Source organism: Kitasatospora sp. NPDC088783 (assembly GCF_044750705.1).
Lineage (GTDB): Bacteria > Actinomycetota > Actinomycetes > Streptomycetales > Streptomycetaceae > Kitasatospora > Kitasatospora fiedleri.
Genome location: NZ_JBIVKJ010000017.1, coordinates 112,162 through 134,826, shown reverse-complemented (window position 1 = coordinate 134,826; position 22,665 = coordinate 112,162). Strand labels below are relative to the sequence as shown.

At 75.2% G+C, this 22,665-nt stretch carries 21 protein-coding genes; 5 read left to right on the top strand and 16 right to left on the bottom strand.

Going from position 1 to position 22,665, the window contains the following annotated elements:
• Window positions 1-1,348: 1,348 nt before the first annotated feature.
• Window positions 1,349-2,050 (bottom strand): hypothetical protein, encoded by a 702-nt coding sequence (locus ACIP60_RS32495; RefSeq protein ID WP_400691473.1) that lies wholly within the window; start codon window positions 2,048-2,050, stop codon window positions 1,349-1,351.
• Window positions 2,051-2,106: 56 nt separating this feature from the next.
• Here ACIP60_RS32495 and ACIP60_RS32490 point away from each other — a divergent pair, with 56 nt between their 5' ends.
• The 4 genes from ACIP60_RS32490 (at window position 2,107) to ACIP60_RS32475 (ending at window position 4,101) form a co-directional block, all read left to right on the top strand.
• Window positions 2,107-2,697 carry a hypothetical protein gene (locus ACIP60_RS32490; RefSeq protein ID WP_400691470.1) on the top strand — a complete coding sequence of 197 codons (591 nt, stop codon included), beginning with the start codon at window positions 2,107-2,109 and terminating at the stop codon, window positions 2,695-2,697.
• Window positions 2,698-2,840: 143 nt separating this feature from the next.
• Complete coding sequence (locus ACIP60_RS32485) at window positions 2,841-3,035, top strand: hypothetical protein (protein WP_400691468.1); 195 nt, start codon at window positions 2,841-2,843, stop codon at window positions 3,033-3,035.
• A 76-nt stretch (window positions 3,036-3,111) separates the two neighbouring features.
• Window positions 3,112-3,246, top strand: a complete 135-nt coding sequence (locus ACIP60_RS32480; protein WP_400691465.1) for a hypothetical protein — start codon at window positions 3,112-3,114, stop codon at window positions 3,244-3,246.
• 261 nt (window positions 3,247-3,507) lie between these two features.
• Entirely contained in the window at window positions 3,508-4,101 is a 594-nt protein-coding gene (locus ACIP60_RS32475; RefSeq protein ID WP_400691462.1) for a hypothetical protein, read from the top strand.
• A gap of 917 nt (window positions 4,102-5,018) precedes the next feature.
• Here ACIP60_RS32475 and ACIP60_RS32470 read toward each other — a convergent pair.
• The 15 genes from ACIP60_RS32470 to ACIP60_RS32400 all read right to left on the bottom strand — a co-directional run bounded on the left by ACIP60_RS32470 (window position 5,019) and on the right by ACIP60_RS32400 (window position 20,961).
• Entirely contained in the window at window positions 5,019-5,891 is an 873-nt protein-coding gene (locus tag ACIP60_RS32470) for a hypothetical protein (protein WP_400691459.1), read from the bottom strand.
• A 474-nt stretch (window positions 5,892-6,365) separates the two neighbouring features.
• Window positions 6,366-7,187 (bottom strand): hypothetical protein, encoded by an 822-nt coding sequence (locus ACIP60_RS32465; RefSeq protein ID WP_400691456.1) that lies wholly within the window; start codon window positions 7,185-7,187, stop codon window positions 6,366-6,368.
• Window positions 7,188-7,602: 415 nt separating this feature from the next.
• A complete protein-coding gene (locus ACIP60_RS32460; protein ID WP_400691453.1) occupies window positions 7,603-7,776 on the bottom strand; it encodes a hypothetical protein in 174 nt (57 codons plus the stop codon).
• Window positions 7,777-7,906: 130 nt separating this feature from the next.
• Window positions 7,907-8,446 (bottom strand): hypothetical protein, encoded by a 540-nt coding sequence (locus ACIP60_RS32455; RefSeq protein WP_400691450.1) that lies wholly within the window; start codon window positions 8,444-8,446, stop codon window positions 7,907-7,909.
• Window positions 8,443-10,857, bottom strand: coding sequence for a multiprotein-bridging factor 1 family protein (locus ACIP60_RS32450; protein ID WP_400691447.1), 2,415 nt, complete (start codon window positions 10,855-10,857; stop codon window positions 8,443-8,445). The genes ACIP60_RS32455 and ACIP60_RS32450 overlap by 4 nt, the downstream gene beginning before the upstream one ends.
• An 11-nt stretch (window positions 10,858-10,868) precedes the next feature.
• Window positions 10,869-11,507, bottom strand: a complete 639-nt coding sequence (locus ACIP60_RS32445; RefSeq protein WP_400691445.1) for a hypothetical protein — start codon at window positions 11,505-11,507, stop codon at window positions 10,869-10,871.
• A 95-nt stretch (window positions 11,508-11,602) separates the two neighbouring features.
• Window positions 11,603-12,547, bottom strand: a complete 945-nt coding sequence (locus ACIP60_RS32440; protein WP_400691442.1) for an endonuclease domain-containing protein — start codon at window positions 12,545-12,547, stop codon at window positions 11,603-11,605.
• A 131-nt stretch (window positions 12,548-12,678) separates the two neighbouring features.
• The gene (locus ACIP60_RS32435; protein WP_400691440.1) at window positions 12,679-12,933 is read right to left on the bottom strand and encodes a hypothetical protein; all 255 of its coding nucleotides are present in this window, start codon (window positions 12,931-12,933) and stop codon (window positions 12,679-12,681) included.
• On the bottom strand, window positions 12,923-13,147 hold the full coding sequence (locus ACIP60_RS32430; protein ID WP_400691438.1) for a hypothetical protein: 225 nt from the start codon (window positions 13,145-13,147) through the stop codon (window positions 12,923-12,925). The genes ACIP60_RS32435 and ACIP60_RS32430 overlap by 11 nt, the downstream gene beginning before the upstream one ends.
• A gap of 100 nt (window positions 13,148-13,247) precedes the next feature.
• The gene (locus ACIP60_RS32425; RefSeq protein WP_400691436.1) at window positions 13,248-16,739 is read right to left on the bottom strand and encodes a hypothetical protein; all 3,492 of its coding nucleotides are present in this window, start codon (window positions 16,737-16,739) and stop codon (window positions 13,248-13,250) included.
• Window positions 16,740-16,918: 179 nt separating this feature from the next.
• Window positions 16,919-17,521: a hypothetical protein gene (locus tag ACIP60_RS32420; protein WP_400691434.1), complete on the bottom strand. Its 603-nt coding sequence runs from the start codon at window positions 17,519-17,521 to the stop codon at window positions 16,919-16,921.
• A gap of 45 nt (window positions 17,522-17,566) precedes the next feature.
• Window positions 17,567-18,274, bottom strand: coding sequence for a hypothetical protein (locus ACIP60_RS32415; protein ID WP_400691432.1), 708 nt, complete (start codon window positions 18,272-18,274; stop codon window positions 17,567-17,569).
• 84 nt (window positions 18,275-18,358) lie between these two features.
• The gene (locus tag ACIP60_RS32410) at window positions 18,359-19,105 is read right to left on the bottom strand and encodes a hypothetical protein (RefSeq protein ID WP_400691430.1); all 747 of its coding nucleotides are present in this window, start codon (window positions 19,103-19,105) and stop codon (window positions 18,359-18,361) included.
• 325 nt (window positions 19,106-19,430) lie between these two features.
• Complete coding sequence (locus tag ACIP60_RS32405) at window positions 19,431-19,850, bottom strand: hypothetical protein (protein WP_400691428.1); 420 nt, start codon at window positions 19,848-19,850, stop codon at window positions 19,431-19,433.
• A gap of 109 nt (window positions 19,851-19,959) precedes the next feature.
• Window positions 19,960-20,961 (bottom strand): DUF932 domain-containing protein, encoded by a 1,002-nt coding sequence (locus tag ACIP60_RS32400; protein WP_400691425.1) that lies wholly within the window; start codon window positions 20,959-20,961, stop codon window positions 19,960-19,962.
• A 1,168-nt stretch (window positions 20,962-22,129) separates the two neighbouring features.
• Between ACIP60_RS32400 and ACIP60_RS32395 the strand changes: the two genes are divergently transcribed.
• On the top strand, window positions 22,130-22,393 hold the full coding sequence (locus ACIP60_RS32395; RefSeq protein WP_400691422.1) for a hypothetical protein: 264 nt from the start codon (window positions 22,130-22,132) through the stop codon (window positions 22,391-22,393).
• Window positions 22,394-22,665: the final 272 nt, after the last annotated feature.

The window sequence follows — 22,665 nt, the reverse complement described above, 5'->3', positions numbered from 1 at the left end:
CCCAGCTACGCTGGGTAACCACCGGCCTTCGGCCGGGGTTGCTTGGGCCTTCGGCCCTGCGCTGTGTGTGCCTGAACTCCCGTACTTCGTACGGGAGTTGTCGGGCCTTCGGCCCGTCGGTGGGTCGGGTTTGGTCAACTCGGTTTTGATGCTTGCGTTTTGGCGTTTTTGGTTCTCAACTTCCGTACTTCGTACGTCAGTTGTGGGCCTTCGGCCCTTCTCGATTTGGTGACTCTTTGTGTTTGGGGGTCGGGGGGCGCGTTGGGTGGGCCGGGGCTCTGGGTTCACCTCTTCGGGTGGTGTTGGGGTGAGGTGGGTGCGGGGTGTTCGGGTGGGGTCTATTTTCTGTGGTGCAACATACGAATTTCCTGGTGGGAGTGGGTGTGCTGGGTTCGGTGCTGGTGGTGCGGGCTGCTGTGTGCCGTGGGGTTCCTGATGCGGTGCGGGACGCGGTGGGGGCGCAGCGTGGGCGGCGGGCTGTGCTGTTGGGGGGTGAGGAGTGGCGGACGTGGGGGCTGTCTCGGCTGGAGGCTGCGGGTGTGCGGGCGCGGCGGCGGGTGGAGCTTCAGCGGCTGCGGGAGGCTGGGGAGTTGCTGGATACCCAGGACGTGCTGGCTGCTTGGGGGGTGGGTGAGGAGCTTCGGGTCCGGGGGTGGGATCACGAGGAGTGGCCTGAGCTGCCGGAGGAGGCTGTCGAGCAGGGCCGTTGGCCTGGCTCTCGGGACATCGGGGTACCTGGGCGGATCCCGTTGCGGTTGCCGGGGCAGTTGGTGCAGCGGGTGCGGGCCGGTTGTTGGTTCACCTCTCTGCCGGCCATCACGGCACTGCGGAGCTGGCGGGATGAGAACCCGGGGGTCGTCATCCCCGACAGCTTCACCCGCGGGGTCCCGGACGGGCCGTTGGGGGTGTACCTCGGCCTGTCCGCCCGGGTTACCACCACGGGGGTGATCTGGCGTGCCGGCATCGATCGCGGCCTGGCTCGCGTTGGCTCGATGCCTCCTCTTGCTTCTTCCCGTCTGGGGTGAGGTCGGGTGACGGCGGGGCGGCCTTCGGCCGGTGCTGCCGTCACCCGGGCTACGGCTCACACGATCGGGTGGCTTTGCCGTGTCGGGCCTGCTCTTGGGGCCCTGAACACCGGTAGAACGGTGGACGGTGGGATCCGTTTTGCCCCTGGCGCCCCCAGGTATGCGGCGTCGGCGGCCTGTCTCAGCCCTGGTGCCGGGGCGCAGCGGGGGCTGGTCAACGGGCTTGCCGGGGCCGGCTGTTCGGGCCTCGTTGCGGGCGCTCCGATCCGCCGCCGGGCGGGCGATCCGCTGGGGCGGGCGACGCCCGCCCCAGCGGATCGGGGTCAGGGCTTGGGGGTGTGCGCGGCGAGGGGCTCGGGGAGGTCCTGGGTGTAGAGGCCCTCCAGGCCGGAGGGGGCGATCAGGCCCCAGGTGAAGGTGTCGGTGGCCGGGTAGAACCAGCCGCGCAGGCGGCTGGGGGCGTCGTGGGTGCGGATGACGCCCACCCCGTAGGCCTCCAGGGTGCCGTCGGCGAGGCCGTCCTGCTGCTCCTGCGTGAGGTGGCCGACGGCGTGGAACTTGTCGAACTCCTCGTCGGCGACGACGGCGAGCACGGGGCTGAAGTCGTCTTCGCCGCCGTCGTACACGCTGTTCATGCGCTCGCGGGCGAGAGCGGCCAGCGCTTCGGCGCGGGTGGGGCAGGTGGCCTTGTAGAGGACGCCGTCCTTGTGGGCGGGCTCCTCGTCCCGGTCGTACGTCCAGACCTCGACCTGGTGGCGGGCGTGGAGGCCGACGCCGTTGTGGCGCTTGCGCAGGAAGCCGAAGGGCTCGCCGTCGACGACAACGGGGTGGCGCTCGGTGCAGAACTCGCAGGTGATGCCGACGTGGCGCAGGAAGCGCTGGAGGCGGGGGAAGCGCGCGAAGCGGGTCCCGCAGTTGCAGCAGGTGTACACCTCCCAGCTGGTGGGCTCGGCGGCCGAGTCGTGGTTGCAGCGGGGGCACGCGTAGGTCGCGCCAGCCTGCCAGTCGATCACGTTGCTGTCCATGGTCTTCCTCCTTCGCCCGGGGTCACCCCCACCGCTTTCGTCTATTAAGACTGTACATGATCTCACGGGCGATGTACAGTCTTAATAGACGAAAGCGATCCGCCAACCTCCTGGAGCACGACATGACCCCCAGCACCCGCCCGGCCGTCTGGCGCTTCGCCGACCGCGACACCGTCCGCACCGCCGACGGCACGACCTGGCACCGGGGCCTGCGCGGCCCCCGCTCGTGGGCCGCGCTCGGCAGCGACCTGGCCGAGCGCGACGACGAGGCGCTGCGGGCCCTGCTCCGCAGCGACCCGCACGCCGCCTACGCCCCCGCCGGGCCCGACGCCTACGCGGCACTGCCCGGCCGCCCGCTGGACACCTTGCAGGCCCTGGAGCTGCTCGACCTGCGCCCCGCCACCGGCGCAGTGCTCCACCGGTACTCGCTGGAGCGCGCCGGGGCCTTCCTCGGGAGCAACCCGGGCCTGCGCAGCGCCCCGGTGCCGGGCCTGCGCCCCGCCGACGTGCGCAGCTCCCTGCGGGGCACGGCCCAGCGGCACGGGCGCGCCCGGATCACCCTGGAGCGCGTCCACGGCCGCCTCCACGCCCGCTACGCGGTCGGCAGCACCCTGCACACCCACACCTACGTCCTGACCACCTCCTGACCCCGGCCGGCCCGGTGCGGGCGGGGGCGGGCCGCACCCACCCGTTTGTCTATTAAGACTTGCATTTAGGGCACGCGAAGAGTACAGTCTTAATAGACGAATTGATGGGCCGGAAGGCACGCCGACGCAAGGAGCCGCGCACGATGAACGACCTCGAGATCCTCAACGGCATCCTCGCCGCGCCCCTGCCCGCGTGCGATCTGGCCTATACCGGCTGCGAGGGAACCGCCGTCGAGCGCATACCCCACCCGACGGGCGAGGCGCTGGGCGAAGAAGGCTGGCTCGACGTCTGGGTCTGCGGCGGCAACTGCGCCTGGCAGGCGGCCCGCGAGGCCTAGCCCCGGCGGGGCCCGGCCGCGCCGGGCCCCGCACCCCCGACTTCCTCCACTTCCCCCTGCTGCAAGGAGAACCGTCGTGCACCTGAGCTTCGCGGCCATGGCCCTGTACCTGTCGATGCACGACACCGGCACCCTCGTCACCCCGTACGAGGCGCAGCAGGTCCGCGCCGAGGCCGTGGCCCGCTGGGGGTACGACGGCCTGCGCGCGTAGTGCCTCAAGCGGGCGCTGTTCTGCGCCGCCGCCGAGCCGCAGGCCCACAGCGACCGGGGCGGATGGGCCCGGGCAGCCGCCGCGTTCGTCGAGGAGCCCTACGAGACGCCATGAACACCCGCATGCCGGCATCCCGGACCCCACCGCACCCGAGGGCGGCCCAGCGCGGTGGCACCCCCGTCCGGGCCCCGGGCACCCGGCTGCGCGCCGGAGCGCTGCCATACCCTCGGCCGTGACCGCCATGAGAGACAGGAAGGCACGTTGAACGCACCCCACCAGCCCGACGTCGGCATCGACCTGACCCGCCGCCAGGAGCCCCTGAGCCTGACCGACATCGGCCGGGCCTTCGGGCTCTCCTCACGCGGTGCCGTGCACCGGTGGCACAAGCCGCCGGGCCAGAGCGCCATGGACGGCAAGCCGCCCGCCACCACGCCCGCGCTGCACGCCGTGGCCGAAGCCCTCGGCACCCCTCTGGACCGGGCCCTGGTCGCCAGCGCGCGGCCTCGCTTCCCGGTCGACGTCGTCCTCGCCCTGGGCAAGGCGCTGGGGTACCTCGACGCCGACGGACGGATCGTCGAGGAGCTGCGCGGCAAGGGCCGCGGGCGCTGGCTCCCCGCCGCCCCCACCATCGACCCCGCCACCGGGAAACGGCGCGTCTACACCAACCACCTCGCCACCGCCCTCGGCGTCGGCAACGAGGCCATCGAGCGGAGCCTCACCCGGGGGGTGCTCACCGCGCCGGACGGCACCGACGAACTCGACCGCAACTTCTGGTGGGCCCCGACCGCCAACGCCATCCTCATCGACCAGGCCCAGCGGCGGAACCAGAAGCCCGACACCGCGAAGTTCTTCTGACCCCCCGCGGCCCGCGCCCCCAGAGCCGGGCGGCAGGGCGCCGCGGCGCAGGACGCGCCGATCTGCGTCCGGTCCGGGCGGCGCGGGCCGGCCTCGCCCAGACGGTGCAGCGCGATCGCGCACCCGTCGGCGCCGAGGCGAGGCCGAGCGCCGCGCGGGCCCGCCTCTGGAGGCCCCCGGTGCGCTCGAACTGGCAGGTGGTGAGCACGCGGTCGGCCAGGCAGCGCCGAGTGCCTCGGGCGGGCGGCCAGCAGCCGCGCCGCGGCCCCGACCGCACGGTGCCACCACTCCCCCGCCTCTGGCACGTCCACGGAGGCGCCCGGCCCGGCAGCATGGGCGGGCGGTGGCCAGGTGCGCGGCGAGCAGGGGTCGTGCAGGTGCGCGGCGGCCTGCTCGATGCGGGGTCACGCCCGCAGCCGCTCGGCGGGCGGGAGGCCGGCCGAGCGGCTGCGGGCCAGCACCGGGCCGGCCAAGAACGCCGGCCCGCCGGGACGGACCTCGCCGAGGTGGACGTCGAAGACCAGGTGCCGCCCGGCGGGCGCGGTCGCAGCGCAGCAGGCCCGCGACGTCGCGGGCCTGGGAGGCGGTCGGCGCCCGGCGCCGGCCGAAGCCGGGCGCAGCAGCGCGTCCAACCCGGCCGGAGCCGAAACGGGAGAAGTACGCCGTGGAGCGGATCCGCGAAGTCGGCCGGCTGAAGGACGCGGGCAGGACGGCCGGGCCGTGGCACCAGCAACTCCCGGTCCGCCGCCGGGGCTTCCCGTACAGGACGGCCGCGCGTCCGGGTCGGCGTCAGGTCCGCACCCGCCCGGACTCGGGCCATCCGCCCGGCGTGCGGGTGGCCCGCACGCCGGGCGGAGCGCGCCGCTTGGGGACGGCTCCGCAGGCCGCAGGAGCGGCAGTGCGCGGCGTGGAGGCGGTCAGTCGGCCTGCGGCCGGTGCGGCGCGGTGCTGTCGCGGGGTCGGCGGTGGGGGTTGTCGGCGTCGGCGGCTTGCTGGAGTTGCCGGAAGGTCTGCCGGCCCTGCCTCCTCTTGAGGTGGGGGATGTTGTTCGCCGCCACGCCGAGGGTGGTGGGCCCGTAGACCGCGCGCAGGTCGGAGGGGGTCTGGGAGGTGTAGCCGGCCTCTTCGAGGGAGTCCTCGTCGGGGAAGACGTCGGCGTGGGGGTGGAGTTGGGGGTCGATCAGGCGGTCCTGGGTGCCGCCGTAGCTGTAGCGCCAGTGGAAGTTGGCGGGCGGGTCGGGGCGCACCCACTTCTCCAGGAGCGCGACCTGCTTGGTGTAGCTGTAGAAGGTCACGTGCGGTGCGCTGCGGCAGATCCGCATCCACGCCTGCAGGTACGGCAGGGACAGGTAGTCGCCGGCGTCGTGCACGCGCACGTGGACGGCGGTGCCGTCGGCGGGCCGGTAGCGGCGGTGCTGCAGCTCCCTGGTCATCCGGGCCTCCCAGCCCGGCAGGTCGTCGAGGACGTACCGCAGGTTGCGCTGGTGCGCGGCCAGGACGCCGCGGTGGCGGAAGTGGCCGACGCGGGCGTAGCAGAGGTCGGCGCAGACGCTCGCCGTGGGACAGGCGTTGTAGGAGCGCCCGTCGGGCAGCTCGCCCTTGTACGCCGGCAGGGTCCACTTGTAGATCCGCTCCGAGGCGCAGCTGGAGCGCATCCGCCGCAGCAGGAACTGCGGCCAGACGGTGACGGTCTGCGCCGCCTCGTTCGGGTCCTTCTCGGGTGTGCCATCGGTGATGTCGCTCAGGGGTGCCTCCCTGGTCGGCGGGCCTGTGCGCGGCGGGAATTCCATCCGTGCACACACCGACGGTGCGGGGCGGGGCCTGTGGACAGAGACAGCGGCCTGCTGGCGCAGCGGTGCCGGTTCGGGCGAAGCCGCCGGCCGGGGCAGGGCCAGGCCCTGGCGTCGCCTCCTGCGCCGGACAGCTCGGGCGCTGCCCGGCGGCCGGCGCGGGCCGGCCCGGCTGGCGGCGGGCGCCGCCCGCCGGGCCGGGGCCGGGGCCGGGGCTGGCGCCCAGGTCAGCCTGCGGGCGGCCCGAGGTGGCCGTCGGATCGGCTCAGGCGCAGCGCCCCGCCGCACGCCAGCGGCCGGCGCTGGCGCGGCGCGCCCGGGACAGCGAGGCCGAGGCCGAGGCGGCCGCCCGTGCGCCTTCCACGGGCCTGGGGCCGGTCAGCTGCCGATGCCGGGGCGCGGCGCCGGCTGCGGCGGTTCACCGCGGATCGCCGACCGAGATTGCAGGTGGGCGCGGCACCGGGGCCGCATCGGTCACCGGGCGTCGGCTCCCGCCGCTGCGGGCCGCAGAGCCGGTTCGAGGTATTCGGCGGTGATCTGCTGCAGCATCTTGTACATCCGGTCCGCGGCGGCGCTGCGGGGGCTGCCGAGCGTCTCGCGGGCCGTGGTCACCAGCGTCCGCCAGTGGCCGGGGTCGGCCCGCTTGGTGGAGACCGCGCGCAGGGCGAGCAGCACGCGCCGGTGCTTCTTCTCGGCCAGCACCGCGGAGGGCCTGGTGAGCAGTCGGCGTGCGCCGGCTGCGGCCTCCTGGCGCAGCGGCAGCGGGATGCCCTTCCACAGCGGGTCCGCCAGGGGCGGCAGGTCCAGGCCGGCCGCTGCTCCCGTCTCGGCCCGCTGGGCGCGGTCCTGTTCCGCCGGAGCCGGCGCCTTCGCCTGCGGCGGGCCGGCCTGCCCGGGCGCCGGGGCGCCCTCCTCGGCGGGCGGCGCCGCTTCGGCCGCCGGTTGCCGGTCGGCGCGCCGGGCGGGTTGCCCGCCGCCCGGCGGCCTTCCCGGACAGGTGCCGCCGCGGCGGTGAGCGGCGAGGCCGGACTCGGTGCCGGCGTACGCGCAGTGGGCGCACGGCTGCCAGCCGGCCCGCTCCACGGCGGCGGCGACCACCGAGTTGTGCGGTCCGAAGCCGGCCGCGACCAGCCGCTGGGCCAGGGAGGCCCCGTCCAGGGCGCGCAGCGCGGCGGCCGCCGTGCTGTCGTGGCCCCGTACGAAGAACCTGCCGATCTCCGCGTCGCCGTCGCATCCGCAGAAGCAGGCCCCGGTGGGGATGAGCCGTTGCCGGGTGCTGCCCGCCGTCGCTGTCATGGCCGGACCCCAGCGGCGGCCGCGCTGCTGGGGCGCTGCTTCGGGCAGTGCGACCGGGAGGGACCACGGATGACCGAGCGAGACCGTCGGACCTGTGGAACTCGATCGCCCTGGACGCTGGTTCGGTTCGTTGGCCCTGCGTGCCCGACGGGGTGCTGACTCGGTTCGCCATGGCGGCGTGCTGTGCGATCGCCCTGGTCAACCGTGCTGTGCAAGCGTGTTGGTGAGGCGCAGTTGGGCACGTGGAGCGGCAGTTGGGGAGCTGGAGGGGCCGTCCGGTCCTGTTGTGCGGCGGCTGTCCGACCGGTCGGCGGCTCGACCCGGGGTCGAGCCGCCGGCGTTCTCGGCGTCCGGGCGCGGGTGGCGCATCCGGGCCGCGGGGGGAGGGCGCGGTGGCCGTGTCCGGCTCGGGAGTTCACGGCCGGGCGGGGCTGCTCCCCGGGGGTGCCGGGAGGTCTCTGGAGCCGAGGCAGTACTCCTGCTGGTTCGGAGGCGGCGCCTTGTGGTTGGGCATCTTGCCCTTTGCTGTCAGGTTGCGCTCGGCCGGGCAGAGCCGGCACTTGCCGCGCTCCGGGGCGGGTGTGGTCAATGCGGTCTCCTCGTGCGCAGCCCGCGTACGGGCGGAAGGGCGGCGGTCCGCCGGTTCGCTGTTGCGTCCGGGGCGCCGAACCGGCGGGCACGGACGGCTGCTCGGCACCGCTGTGCCGCCGGCGCTGCGGTCAGGTCAGCTCGAAGCCGTCCGGGTCGAAGTCGAAGTCCTCGGGGGAGAAGGCGCCGGTGGAGCCGCCGTTGAAGTAGTCGGCGAGGCCTTGGCCGATCACCTCCCGTACGTCGTCCTCGGTCTCGGCCTCGGCCAGGGCGGCCGCCTGGTCGCCCGAGAGGTCGAGGTGGATGTCGCGGCCCCGGACCGCGTCGGAGCCGCGGATCGAGAAGTCGTTGACGCGGCTGACCCGGGCGCTGAAGCCGGAGAAGATCCCGCGCTGGCGCAGTTGGCGGGCCTTGCGCTGGCGGCCGCGCGGGGTGGTCTGCACGCTGATCGCGTCGAACCGTAGGCGCTGCGCGTACTTGGTGGGCGTGCGGGTGCCGTCGATCCAGCGCAGCACGGTGCGGGGCACGACGCCGTAGTCGGCGGCCATGGCCTTGGCGCTGCCGTCGTACTTGCGGTCGCGGACCTGCCGGGCCCAGGTGGAGCTCTGGGCCGGGGCCTTGCGGGAGGAGAAGATCCGCTCGCGCACCCGCCCGAACATGACGCCGCTCATCGGTCGCCTTCCTGCTGGTCGCCGGTGCCGGGTGTGCTCGAAGTGGCGTCCTGCTCCGGCTCGATGAGAGTTCCGCCGGTGGTGTAGTGGTGGGTCAGCCGGCAGGGGTGCTCATCGCGTTCGAACGCCTCGATGATCGCCTGGATCGGAATGGAGGCCTCGTGCTTGTGGCTGCCGGGGGCGATGCCCAGGCGCAGCGCGCCGGTGACGGGGGTGCCGTCCGGCTTGAACGTCAGGAGCTCCAGCGGTGAGGGCGCGTCGGTGGTGTAGAGGTAGGAGTCGCGGTTCAGGGCGAAGGGGGCGCGGCCGGTGAGCTGGAGGGTCTTGCGCATGCGGCGGTGGGCGGCGACGCGGGCGGCGGCGACGATGTGGAGGCGGATCTCGGGGCGGTAGGACCAGAGGGCGGCGACCGTCTCCAGCCACGTCGCGTCGTCGAGGTGGCGGGCGGAGTCGGCCCACTTCCCGATCCCGCCCTTGTAGATGCCCTTGTACAGGCCTACGCGGACGAGGGCGTCGACGAGGACGGGGTCGGCGCCGACGTCCTTGTGGACGGCGTAGGCGGCGAGGAACTCCTCGGGGCTCTGGTCGTCGCTCAGGCCGAGGGCGGCGTAGGCGCCCTTGTAGCCCTCGCGCAGGCGGCGGGTCCACTCCTTGAGGAGCGGGGCGGTGTGGGTGGACAGGAGGGCGTCGGTAATGGTGGCCGGGTCGAAGCCGTAGGCGTCGGCCATATGGGCGACGGTGGGGGTGGCGTACCAGTCGGGACCAGCGGGCGGGCTGCCGTCGAAAGTGGCGGGGTGCGGGAGGAGCTCGTCGACGGCGATGCCGGTGAAGTCGCAGAACCACAGGCCTGCCTTGCCCTTGTTCCAGTCGGGGTCCTTCACCGCCACAAGGGGGCCTACGGGCAGCGGCAGGGTTGCGGTCACGGACAGGTAGGAGGCGCAGACGTCGACGGCGACGGCGTACTTGGCGGCCGTCTCGGCCGGTGTGAGCGGGCGGGTCCAGTACGTGTAGTCCTCCTCCCGGCACACCGGCTCGCGGCGGGACAGCTGCTCGCGGGTGAGGGGGTGGCGGGCTCCGGCGGCCTGGGGCACGCACAGGTCTCCGTCGGGCAGGGCGTCTGCCGCCGGCTCCTTGTCCGCGGCCAGTCGGGGGCGCACCGCGTCCAGGAGCAGCATGGCGGTGGAGGCGGTGGTGGCGCCCGGCGCGACGCCCAGGTCCGTGATGAAGGCCCGGCTGCGGCGGGCGAAGGTGAGGCCGTCCGGGGTTCCGTCGGGGGTGGTGGCGAGCGCGAGCGCGAGCGCGTTGGTGGCCTGCTGGCGGTCGCTGCCCTGGCCGAGCCACGGGGCGACGACGATGCGCGCCGAGGTCTTCGGGCCGCCGGCCGCGCCGGCGCGGCGGAAGGCGTGGAAGCTGGGGCCGATCGTGTCGCTGATCTCCATGCCGGTGGCGGCTGCGGCCTTCGCCATCTTCGCGCGCAGTGAGGCCAGGGCCCTGTCGGTGGTGGGCAGGGCGGCGGGCAGGCCGAGCTGCTCGAGGGCGGCGGCAGTGAGGCAGATGGTGCCGTCGCCGCCCCGGCCCTGCGGGCGGGGGCTGTCGATGCGCAGCGGCAGCCCGGTGCCCAGCCATGCGAACCAGTCGCCCAGCTTGGGTCCGGCCGGTGCAGGGAAGCCCGGCACGTCCGGCATCCAGCTGCCGTCCGCGGCGTCCAGCGCCACCACCGCAACCCGCTGGCCGGCCGCGGGCGCGGTGCCGGCGGGGCGCTTCGGGGAGGTGCGGTCCGGGGTCCGGGGCGTGGTCTTCGTTCTGGGGCGGGCCGGGGGCTCGGCGGCCGGAGCCTGGGACGGCTCGGCCGGTACGGCGGCCGGGGTGGACGGCTCGGCCGGGGCCGTGGCGGCCGGCGCCGGTACGGCGGCGGCGGGTCGTGCCGCGGGCCCGGCAGCCGCGGCGGCGGGGCGGCAGAAGCCGCCCAGGTGCATCGGGCGGCCCTGGGCGCGGTAGACCGAGGGCTGGCCGCACTGCACGCACGGCGCGGGCCGGCCCATCACCAGGGAGCCGTCGGAGCGCTGGTCCAGCATCACCTGCTGCGGCACCGCGGCGGCCGGCTGCGCGGGGGCGGGGCGCTCCCGCTGAGGCGCCGGAGCCGGGGCCCCCGTGGAGGGCTCGGGGGCGGGGAAGCGCTGGGCCAGGCCGTCCAGCAGACGGGCGTAGGCCGAGGCGACGCCCGGGTCGGGGTCGGCGCTGCCGTCCTCCCATTCCCGCACCAGCGAGGAGTTGACCCGCAGGGCCGCGGCGACCTGGGCGGGTGTCACGCCGCCGGCCAGGCGCAGCCGCTTACGCTCGGCCGGGTCCGGCAGTCCGGTGGGCACGGCGGCGAGCAGCGCGTCGACGGAGTCGAAGAGCTCGTCGGACATCGGTCGGTTCCTCAGCGTCCGTCGGGTCGGGTGGGGTCCAGGCGCGGGTCGCCGAGCAGGGCGTCGAAGACGTCGCCGGTGACGCAGCCGACCACCTGCCGGTCGGCCGCGCGCAGGGTGTAGCCGGCGCTGCGGCCCAGACGGGCTTCGGGGATCGGTACCTGGGGGCGGTAGTAGAAGGTGAGCTCCCGGCCGGCGAACCGTCCCGCCGCGCGGGCGCCCTGCACGGACGGCGGGGGCAGGGTGAAGGACGGCAGGTCGGCGACATCCGGCTCGGCGGCCAGGTGCAGGCGCCCGTCGTGGGCGGTGCGGAAGGCGACGACGAGGTCGACCCCGTCCCGGCGGCGGTTCCCGGGCAGCCCGTGGCCCTGCAGGATCCGGCTGAGTTGGGATTCGGAGACCTGGGCCGCGTTGGCCAGGGCGGTGCGGTTGGAGTAGGCGCCGGCGGCGTCCGCGCGGCACATCGTCAGTTCCCTGTCCACGCCCAGGTGCTGGATGAGGCGGGTGAGGTCGGCGGCGGAGGCGGCCAGGCCGTCGAAGGCGGCGTCCTGCGGCGGAGGCGGGCGCTCGCCGCGCAGCCCTGCGAGCAGTGCTGCGCCCAGGTCGTCGGGCACCTCGACGCTCTCACCGGCGCCGAAGCGGATCTCCACCAGACCCCCCCAAGTAGTAGGAACCCCCCAGATGGTAACCGCCGTACCGTCGGGGGCCAAGGCCGGGGGCGCGCGGAGCTCCGGCGCGCTCCCGGTCAGGCCGGGCGCAGGCCGGTCTGCCGCCGCCTCCAGTGCTCCAGCAGCGCGCGCCAGTGGTAGCGGGCCCGGGAGAACACCGCCCAGCGGCTGTCCGGGAGGTCTGCGGCCAGATCCTCGAGCGCGATGCGCACCGCCAGGTCCAGCCAGCCGGCCGCGTACCGGTCGCCGATCATCTCCAGCAGGGCGACGCGGGTGCGGGGGAGCTTCTCGCGGGGGTTGAAGTGGGCGTCGCGGATCTGCCGGTCGGTCAGGGGCCGGCTCAGCAGCACCGGCACCACCAGGTCGGTGTAGTCGCGGCACTTGGCCTCCCAGGCTCCGAGGTCGGGCGGCGGGGCGGCCTTCTGCAGTTCGATCCGGGCCCGCGTGGCGCCTTCGGTCTCGAAGCCGGCCAGCAGGCCGCGCGGGTGCGGGGAGTTGACGCCGTCGTCCGGCTCGCGGGCCAGGACGATGTGCAGGTGCGGCGGCGCCGGGCGGGCGGCCAGGCGCGCCGCGTGCCGCCGCGCCTCCTGCTCGTCGGCCAGCGGGCCGATCTTCGTCCACGGCGTGGCCCGGGTGAGCGCGGTGCCGGTGATCGGCGTCCAGTAGACGTAGGGCAGCACGAGCTGGGCGTGGACCGCGCGCAGCCGCCGCCCGTACTCGGGCCCGGGGATGCCGAGGTAGGCGAGGTCGGCCCGGGCGACCCGTGCGCTCAGCCTCTCGCCGCGCTCCACGGCGCGGTGCAGGTCGTGTGCCGCGCTCTGGAACGTCCCCGAGGCCGGCAGCCGCAGTGCCGCCTCCAGGGAGCCGAGCCTGGAGTTGCAGCGGCGGCAGAGCGCTCCGCGGACCTCGTGCGAGGTGTGGCAGTGATCGACCAGCACCGCCGACTTCTCGCACAGGGCGCAGCGCGGGTGGAGGGCGAGGAGCTCGGCTTTCGCCTCGGGTGACATGCGGCGGTAGTCCATGCCGGCCTCCGGTGACGTACCTGACGTTCCGTCGCACGCTGGCACAGTGCACTGACAGCGTGTCGCCTGTCCGGCTTACCGCCCCGTTCTCGGTCCGGGCGGCGCCGCGGCGCTCCCGCGCCGCCCGGAGGCTACGCCTCGATGTACACGGCGACGATCACGGTCTGCAGGGCCGAGGCGAAGTACACGACCCGCACTCTGTCCAGGTCGTCGTAGTAGTCGCGCAGCGGGACGTCGGGGCGCAGCCGGCCGAGGTCGGGGCGGGCGGAGAGCGCGGCGAGGACGCGGTCGAGGCGGCGGATCTCCTCGGCGTTGAGCTTGTCGACCTGTCGGACCGCGGGGTCGTGGAGGTGGACGCGGGCGCGGCGGGGCAGGTCAGGCGACACGGGGGCGGCGCTCCTGGTCGGCGAGGGCGGCCAGTCGGACGTCGCGCACGCCCTCCCACAGGGGCAGGTCGTCGACGTCGGGCAGGCCGTTGGCGGCGAAGTCCTCCAGGACGTCGGCGAGTTCGGCGCCCCGGGTGCGTTCGGCGTCGGCCCAGGAGCGCAGGGCGTCGGCCGGGGTGCCGGCGGGGGGTCCGGACGGGGTGCCGTGGCTCATGGCGGGCGCTCTCCTTCGGGTTCCTGGACGGGGTTCCACCGTAGCCCCGGACGCGGCGGCCGGGGAGCGGGACGGTGGCATTCTCCTCGGAATCGGGCGCTCACGCCGCGAGGTCGCCCGCGTCGACGAGCGCCTCGCGCAACTGTCGGACGGCCTCGACCTCGGTGCCGGCGGCCGGATCGGCGGTGTCGGCGCCGGCCAGCAGGCGGCGGGCCTGATCGCGCACGTGGTGGTCCTGCCACGCCTCGGCGGGGTGGGCGACCAGGTGCGCGGCCAGGCGCAGCGCGTCGCAGTCTCGGGGGTGGCCGGCGGCGCGTTCGGCGATGAGGTCGGGGTCGTCGAGGCGGGGGGTGTGGCGGGCGGAGGCGAGGGTGAGGGTGAGCCAGGTGCCGTGGTCGACAGGGGTGTCGGCGAAGGCGCCGGCTCCGGCGAGGGCGCCTTCGGGCAGGTCGGCGTCCAGGGCGGCGCGCCACAGGGCGGCGGCGCGGGCCTGGACGGCGGGGTCGTCGCCGGTGAGGCGGGCGGTGGCGCGCAGCAGGGTGGTGGCCGCGGTCGCGGGGTCCGGGCCGGCGGCGGCGAGCTGGGCCAGCAGGGTGTGCGGGCCGCCGAGGATGTCGGGGTCGGTCAGCAGGGCGTGGGCGAGGTGCTCGGCGCTCTGGGGCGGGGCCTGGGTGTGCAGGGCGGCCAGGAGGCGGGTGCGGTCGAGGGCGGCGAGCAGCGGCGGGTAGGGGTGGCCCCAGCGCAGCCACAGCGCGGCGGCGGACGGGGTGGGGCGGTCGGGGGCCGGGTCCAGGAGGTGGGCGCGGCGCCCCTCGAGGAGGTCGGAGGCGTGGTGGTGCAGGAGCGGTAGGTGCGGGGCGAGGGCCTGGGCGGTGCGCGCATCGGCCGGGCGGGCGTCCAGGACCGCCTCCAGCAGGGGGCGCAGCGCGGCGGGAAGAGCGGGGGGTGTGGTGGTGCGGGCGTGGTGGGCCGCGTGTTCGAGAAGGGCCTGCAGGGCGCGGACGCAGGCGGTGGTGGGCAGGCGGGAGGGGTCGGTGTCGTCGGGGACGGCGGGGTCGATGAGCGGCGCGCTCAGGCGGGTGAGGTGGGCCAGGGCGTCGGCGGTGAGGGCGTTGCCGAGGTCGGCGTCGGTACGCCAGGCGGAGCTCAGCAGGGTGAACAGGGCATCGGCGGCCAAGGCCGCGGCCCGGTCGCCGGGGCCGTCCGGGTCTGCCGGACGGGCGGGGCCGGCGGGCAGGGCGCGGTGCAGGTCGAGGGCGGTGCGGGCGCCGGCGGCGAGGGCGCCGGCGGGCAGGGGCGCGCGGCGTTCGGCCCGGGCGGCGAGGGCGGCGAGGTAGGCGGCCTGCAGGGCGGGGTGGGCCAGGGCGTGGGCGGTGGCGCCGATGTCCTGGGCCCAGGGGGCGGGGTGGCGGTCGACGGCGGTGCGCAGCGCGGCGGCGTAGCGGGGGTCGTGGGCGTCGGGGGCGGCGGCGAGGCGGGCGGCGGCGGCCGCAACGCAGGGCTCTGAGCCGTCGTCGGGGTCGAGGAGGTCGGCGGGGACGGCCGGGGGCCGGGAGGGCGTCCAGGCGAAAGGGCTGCGCGGGTCGCGGGGGTCGCGGGGGCCGGCGGGCTCGTGGGTGCGCAAGGCGGCCAGGACGTCCGTCCAGGGAGCGAGCAGCGCCTGGGGCAGGACGGGTGACCAGTCCCAGACGCGCAGCCACGCCTCGGGCCAGCGCAGGGCGGGGTCGGCGGCGCGCGCGGCGAGGTGGCCGCCGAGGTCGCGGGCGGTGGGTGCGGGGCCGAGGAGTGCTCTCAGGGCGGCGTGCAGGCGGCCGGTGTGCCGGGGCGGGCAGTGGGCGGCGGCGTGGGCCACCAGGCGGGCGCTCTGCGCGTCCGGGGTGCCCGGGAGGCGCCCGGTCAGGGCCAGGGCCCTCTCCCACCACTGCCCGGCCTCCCCCGCCCCGGCGGCGCCGGCGGTAGTGGTGAGGTGGTCGGCGAGCAGGCGGTCGGCCAGGCGCGCGTCCGCGGCGGCGACGCGGCCGGCGATCTCGGCGGTGCGCTCGGCCCACGGGGTGCCGGCGGCGGCCTCGTGGGCGGCGATGTCCAGGACGGTGCGGGCCAGGCGCGGGCCGAGGTCGGTGCCCGGGGTGGTGGCCACCCCCGGGTCGATGTCGGCGTAGAGCATGCCGGTCAGGGTCCGGTCGGTGCGCTTGAGGTCGCGCACCAGCAGGACCGCGGTGACGGTGCGCAGCAAGGCGACGAGCGTGTACTCGGCGCCGGCGGGCGGGTGCGGGCCGGTGGCGGCCAGGTGCGCGGCGGTGGCGGCCAGAGCGGCCATGAGTCCTGCGGCCTCGCGGCCGGCCAGAGAGGGCCCGGCCGCGTCGGCGGGGAAGGCGGGCGCCGCGTCGGCGCCGTCGCCGGCCGAGTCGGCCTCGGCGAGCCGGATCAGGGCGGCCAGGCGGGCGTCGGACCGGTCGTGGGCGGCGTCGATGGCGGCGGCGAGCAGCGTCTCGACCGTGCGGACCCAGTCGGTGCCCCGCTCGGCGGGCGGCACGGTGCGGGCCCACTGCGCGGCCAGGGCCGGCACGGCGTCGTCGGGGCGGTGACCGGGCTTGAACTGGGCCGCCGTCAGGGCCCGGACCTGCGCGGCCAGGTCGATGCCCGGTCGGGCGGCCAGGCGCAGCAGCTGGGCGCGGGCGAGCGGGCCGGCGGCGGTGATGGCGCCGGCCCGGCCGGTGAGCCAGCGGCGGGCCCGGGCGGGGCGGGTGGCGGCGAGGTCGTCGAGGTAGGGGAAGGCCGGCCAGGCGCCGGCGGCGGCCGGGTCGGGCATCAGCAGGTTCTCGTCGAGGACGTCGATCCAGCCGGGGGCCGGGCGGTGCTGGAAGAAGTAGGCGAGGGCGCGCGGGTCGGACAGGGAGGCCAGGGCCTTGGCGTCGTCGGCGTCCGGGTCGGTGCGGCGCAGCAGGTCAAGGACCGCATCCCGGCGGGCGATCAGCGGGAGGAAGACGTCGCCGATCGCCTTCAGGGCGGCGCGGTAGCGGTCGGCGGCGGCCTGCGGGTCGGAGTCGGCGCCGTGGAGGGTGGCGGAGGTGCCGCTGTAGAGGTCGCTCCACACCTGCAGGGCGTTCTTCTGGGCCAGGCCCGGGATGCGGCCGGTGCGGTGCTCGACGATGCCGGCGGCGCGGCGATCGTGGTAGCCGCCCGGGTTGTCCAGTTGGAGGCGCAGCCGATCGGCGGCGGCGTTCACGTGCTGCCAGGCGGCGCCCGGGTCGTAGCCGCGGCGCGCGGGCGCGGCACCGGGCGGGCGGTAGGCGTTGACGGCCTTCAGCAGCGCGCGGGCGGCGGAGGCGAGGCCCGGCGGCTTCTCCTTCTTCCGTTCGCCGAGCTTGAGCAGGCTCTCCACGGCGCTGCGCACGCACGACTCGGCGATCTCGGCCGGCCGGTCGTAGGCGGCGGGATCGGACAGGATCCGGTGCGCGTCGCGCAGCAGGCCAAGCGCCCGTGCGCCCTCTCCCCCGGCGCCCGCCGCCTGCAGGGCGGCGGCCAGGTCGTCGCCGACCGGGTCCGGTCCGGGCGGGGAGGTGGGGGGCGCGGCGGGTGAGGGCTGGTCCACGCGGGCCACCCTAGGGCGACCCGCCGCCCGGGCGCGGGGACTTCGCCGGATTCCACCCGCACCAGGCGCCCGGCCTGCCCCGGCGGCCCGTCAACGCCTGGCGCGGCGGGTGCGGTTCGCCCCGGACCGGGCAGCAACCGGCGCGGGGCAGGCGGCGGCCGAGGGCTTTGCCGCGGCACTCACCCGACCGGGAGGGCGTCCCAGCGCCGCATGGGCATGCTGGGGGCCGCCCGCAGCCGCTGCACGTCGATGTCGACCAGGCCGAGTTCGAGCAGGTGGGCCAAGGCCACGGTGACGGCCTCCCGTTGGATGACCGCGGCGGTGAGCGAGGCGTCGGCCTGGGCGTCCGCCAGCACCCACACTTCGGCGGCGGTCACGGCCAGGCGCACGATGCGCCAGGCGTCGCCGCCCTCGGTGAGGTCGACCGCCACGCGCGGCCAGTCTCCGAACCACCCCCTGGCGGGCAGGGCCGGCTTGGCCGCCTCGGGCGGGAGGGGGCCCGGCCCCACCCGCCGCACGCCGATGTCGAGGAGGCCGAGTTCGAGCAGGTGGAGCACGCCCTCGGTGACGGACCTGCCGGCGAGGTCCGCCACCGAGGATGCCCGGTCGCCGGCCTCGGCGTCCGCCAGCATCCGGGACATGGCTGCGGACACGGCGATGTGCACGACCCTGTAGGCGTCGCTGCCCTCGTCGAGGTCGACCGCCGGGCCGGGGTCGGGCGGCGCGACGGGCAGGGCGGGGGCGGTCTTCGGCCGCAGCCGGCGGCGGACTGCTCGGATCATCAGGCGTTCTCCAGCGGCGGGTTGCTCGTAGGGGCGGGGCCGGGGTCAGGCGATGCGCTCGACGTGGGCGAGGACCAGTGTGCCGGGGTGGTCGTAGTCGAAGCCGGACTCGTTGGTGTGGTGGGTGAAGCGGTAGGTGCCCGGGGTGAGCGCGACGACGGTGGCGCTGTCGATGTCGTGGACGCGGCCGCCGCGGGCGGTGAAGTCGGCGGCGCAGTACGCGTGCAGGGTGGTGGCGGGGATGGAGGCGAGGCGCTCGGCGCCGAAGAGCCGGCCGTCCTCGTCCTCGTCGTCCGGGGTGGCGATGACGAAGGCGTCCGGGCCGGTGCGGTGGAGGCCGGGGTCGTCGACGGCGGGCCCGAAGGCGCAGCCGGCGGCCGCGAGGGAGTGGATCGCGCGGACCCTGCCGGCCATCGTTGCGTAGTCGCCGATCGTCTTCTTGTCCCAGCCGTGGACGGCGCGCAGGTCGGCGGCGAGGACCATCTCGCCCGAGGGGACGGGCGGGTCGACGGTGGTGGTGACGCCGTCCGGGTGCGGGCAGGGGTCGAGGACCTCGACCGCGTGGTCGCCCACCCGCAGCCGCGGCGCCTGGCCGCAGCCGTAGCAGCGGGGGTTGAGCCCGAAGACGTAGTCGTCGTCGCCGGGGCGCAGCACGCTCACGGTGGAGCCGTTGCGCGCCAGGCCGCGGTGACCGCCTGCGAGCAGCGGCAGGTCGAGCAGGCGCGGCCGCTGGTGGGGGTCGTCGGACGTCATCGCAGGGGTGCTCCTTGCACGTCGTCGGGTGGCGGGAGTGCGGGCGGGCGGGCCGGGCGACGGGGCCCGGCCCGCCCGCGGGCGCTACGCGGCGGCGGGACGGGGCCCGTGGCGGCGAATGCGGCCCGCCGTGGTGAGTTCGAAGGTCTCGTCGCAGCCGGTGCACTTGCCCCAGTACTTCATCCCCCGGCGGCGGGCGGTGCCCGGCTCGGGCAACTCGGAGGCGCCGTCGCACTTGGGCCTGTCCTGCTTGGTGCCGCGGGTCCACTCCAGCGGGGCGGTGGGGAAGCAGCGGGTGCACAGCAGCGGGCCCTGGGCGGCGACCGCCTGCTCCTCGGTGCTGCCGGCCAGGTCGGGCAGCCACACGAAGGTGGTGGTGAAGCGGGTGGAGCCGCAGGCGGTGGAGGAGTGGATGTGGCCGCCGGCGCTGGAGGTGACCAGGAAGAACCGCGACCACATCCCCCGGCGGCGCCACTCGGCGTCCGGGAGCCCGGACAGCTTCTCCAAGTCGGCGATGAGGGCGCGGTTGGCCTCCAGCTCCTCCAGCCCGGCAGTGAGGGCAGAGACCTCCCAGGGGCGCACCGTGCCGGCCGCGAGCATCTCGGCGGCCTGCCGCTCGGCCTGCCCGTCCGTCAGGACCCAGCGCACGCCGCGGCCCTGGCGGCGCCGGTCGCCGACCGCGTAGTGCACGGAGTCCAGCAGCCGGCCCCGGACCCGGTGGGCGGCCTCCAGCGCGGCGGCGATGTCGGAGGCCCAGTGGTCGACCTGGGAGGGGGTCATGGCGGCGAGCTGCTCGGCGGTGCGGCGCTCCAGTACGGCGGTGTCGGTCATGGGGTTCCCTTCACAAGCGGCGGGCCTCTCCTCAGGTCCCGTACACTCAAATCATAGATGCAATTCAACCCTCTGACAACTAAAGTATTCAGACGTTGCCCGGTGAGCTCCCCACTCCCTGCAGCGCAGGCCGGAGTGTCCATCGACGCGGAAGGCGGACCGTTTGCCATCGCGCTTGGGCCGGGGCTGACGGAGCAAAACACGACGGGCCGGCGTGGAGGCGAGCCGGGGCCGAAGCCGCCCGGCGGCAGGCGAACGGCGCCGCCGCGTACGCGGCGGCGCCGTTCGCCTCGGGACGCGGGACTCGGTGGCCGGCGCCAGTCGCTCATCCGCGGGCAGGCCATGGCCCGTCTCCCGCACGCGCGGGGCTGCAGGCGCCGCCGTCCTGGGCGGCGAACAGGCGGCTCAGGACAGCCACGCACTCGACCTGTTCCGGGTTCAGTGCCTCGTCCGGGTCGTGCAGCGTGTCGTACAACGCGACCGCCGAGCGCAGTGCGCCCAGGACGCCGACCTCGCCGACGAGGCGCAGCGGACCCTCGAGCGGGCCGTCGTAGTCGGCGAACAGCTCTGCAACCGTGCACAGCTGGTCGACCCGGGTGGCGCTCAGCCGGGCATGCGGGTCGCCGTAGGAACCGTACAGTTCGACAGCCGCTCGAACGACGCTGAGTACGCCGCCGGCGCCGAGTAGCTCGAGCGCGGGAGCGAGGGGACCAGCCGCGGCGGCCCCGGGGGCGTTGGGGCCCATGCGGGCCTCCGTTCTGCGGCACTCGGCCGCGGTCATCGGGCAGGCCGGCAGGGCAGGCCGGCCCTGAAGGGCCGCTCGACCGGGCGGGCCGCCCGACCGAGCGGAACGGTCAGACGCGCGTGAGCTGGCGGGCGATGTTCACGGCCCGCTTCTTCAGGTCGGAGTCACTGAGGACCGACCGGCTGAACATGGTCTCCGCCGAGCGGGCCGGGCGCACCCAGTCCGCGTACTCCCCCGCCGCCTGGACCAGGCCCAGAGCGGTGTGGGCGATCGGAGCGGTGGTCTCAGAGTGGAGCAGCTCGTGCACCCGCTGGCGGGCGGCGGCGATATTCCTCTTCACCCGGTCCGTGGTCAGCACCTCCGGCGGGGCCGCGATGAAGTGCTCGATGAACTCGACGGTCTGCGCGGGCGTCACGTAGACGTGGGCGAGTTCGTCCATGGACTGCATCAGCGCGTCGAACGATCGACGGGCGGTGTCGATCGCCTCCCGGGCCGCCTCGACCTGCTCGACCCAGCCCTTCGTGTGCTTCAGCGAGTAGGACGTGCCGGACTTCTCGGCCGCCGCCTCGGCGGCGCTGAAGGTGTTCTGGCACACCACCCGGACGCCCGTGCCGATCACCTTGCACGCGCTGCTGCCGTCGTGGCTGTTGAGCACCGCGACGTACGGCAGGGTCGGCGAGAAGTCGCCCGCGATGGCGCGGCCCTCGCCGATCCGGGCCAGGGCCCAGACCCGGCGGCCTCCGTCCAGCGAGCCGGCGGTCTCCCACTGCACGCCGGGAATCTCCAGCACCGCCTCCACGATGTGCCCCATCGCGGCGTGGTCGATCACCGTGTACGAGTCGCGGGCGATGTGCAGGGTGTGCCCGTTGTCCGAGCGGACGATCCGCTTGAACCCGTCGATCAGCTGGAACGCCGAGGTGGGCGCGCCCTGCTCGTCGAAGCCCATCGTCTGCTCGTACACCGGCATCTCCACCGGGTCCCAGTCGAGGCCGGCCAGGACCCGCGCCTCGTCCCAGGTGCCGGGGTAGTCACCCACGACGGTCCCGAGGCCGTGCCACGGGGTCTCGCGGACGGAGAACAGGTTGTCGGTCGCGGTGATCATGTGCGCCATGGCGGTGGACCTTCCCTCGGGGCCGGATACACTTAAATGATAGTCCCATTTTCGACCCCTCGCAACTAAACTATTCGGCCGCCCGTCTCCGGACCGCACCCGCTGCACAGCCGGTCCGCCACGCAGCGCCCCCGCGTGCAACCGGCGCAGCACCCGGCCGCCGCAGCACGCAGCACGCAGCGACGGCCGGCGCGCTGCGGCGCGGCGCTGCACCGCGCCGCAGCGCTGCACCAGATCCACTGCAACGCGCAGCGTGCAGCACCTCCCACCTCCCGATCGCCGACCCGACGTGCTGCAGTTCGACCGTCCACCGCTGCGCCCGCCGCCGCTGCGCCCGCTCCGCTCCGGCGGCGTCCGGCGACAGCTGGAGACAGATAGAGACAGATAGAGACAGATGGAGACAGATGGCGCGCGAAACACTCCCACCTGGGAAAACAGGCATCCCATGACACAGATGACACAGATAGACCGGGGCAAAACGGACACGTGTGTACGGCCGCCGGCCCATCTGTCTCCACCTGTCTCCACCTGTCTCCGCTCCGCACAGCACCCGCTGCACAGCCGGTCCGCCACGCAGCGCCCCCGCGTGCAACCGGCGCAGCACCCGGCCGCCGCAGCACGCAGCACGCAGCGACGGCCGACGTGCGACGGCGCGGCGCTGCACCGCGCCGCAGCGCTGCACCAGACTCTGCGGCCCGTGCAGCCGTAGCCGTGCTGCATCGAAGTCCCGGCAGGCTTCGCGTGGCGGCCGGGTCGCGCAGCAGCGGAGCGGCTTCGGTTCGGCGAGGGGCGCCGAGTCCCCGAGTAGCGCCGGCGGGAGTCCTCCCGGGCCCGTCACGACCATGCCGCCCGAGAGGCCAGAGCGAGTGCGGCGGCTCGGGGCCCGGCGCTCCGGTCAGCGCTCGGTGCGGGAAGCCGGACAGCCCTGTGGCCGCTCTGCCCGCGAGGGGGCCCGCGGCAGCCAGTTTCAGCGGGCCCCGCGCCCTCCGCCGGACGTCCGCACCGGGCCGGTCCCGGCCCCCGGCGGTTCGCCCCGGCGGGGCCCATCCGGCTGGGCCCCGCCGGCCGGAGTGTCCTGTGACAGGCGACCTTGACCGTTTGCCACTGGATCTTGACGAACGCGAGCTAGTGTCACCAACGGTTGGGTACTGCAGTCCAGGGAGGCGCGATGTCCGAACCCGTTCCCGACGATCTGCGCTGCACTCGCTGCGGCGTCCTGCCGGAGCCTCTCCTGTGCCTCGGCCACAAGCCCGACGGCACGCCCGTCACCGATACGCCTGCGGCGTTGCTCGCGCTCGAGGCCGAGTTCGCCCTTGCCGAGGACGCGCGCCGCCGGGCTGCCGGCACCCTGCTCACCGACGCCCAGACCGCCGCGCTGCTGCGCGCCATGATCGACGACCCTGAACCGGGCACCGGGGAGCACGAGCGCTAACCAGCACGCTGAGGGCGGGATATCGCCTCTCCAGCCGATCGACGATCACCTCCGGCGGCACAGCAACCCTGCCGTTCTCCACTGGGGAAGATCAGGTGGCAGGAACCCGGCAGTGGTCAAGATCGGTTGACAAACGGTCAAGATCACCTGTCAAAGGTCATGGAGACAGGTGGAGACAGATAGAGACAGATGGAGACAGATGGCGCGCGAAACACTCCCACCTGGGAAAACAGGCATCCCATGACACAGATGACACAGATAGACCGGGGCAA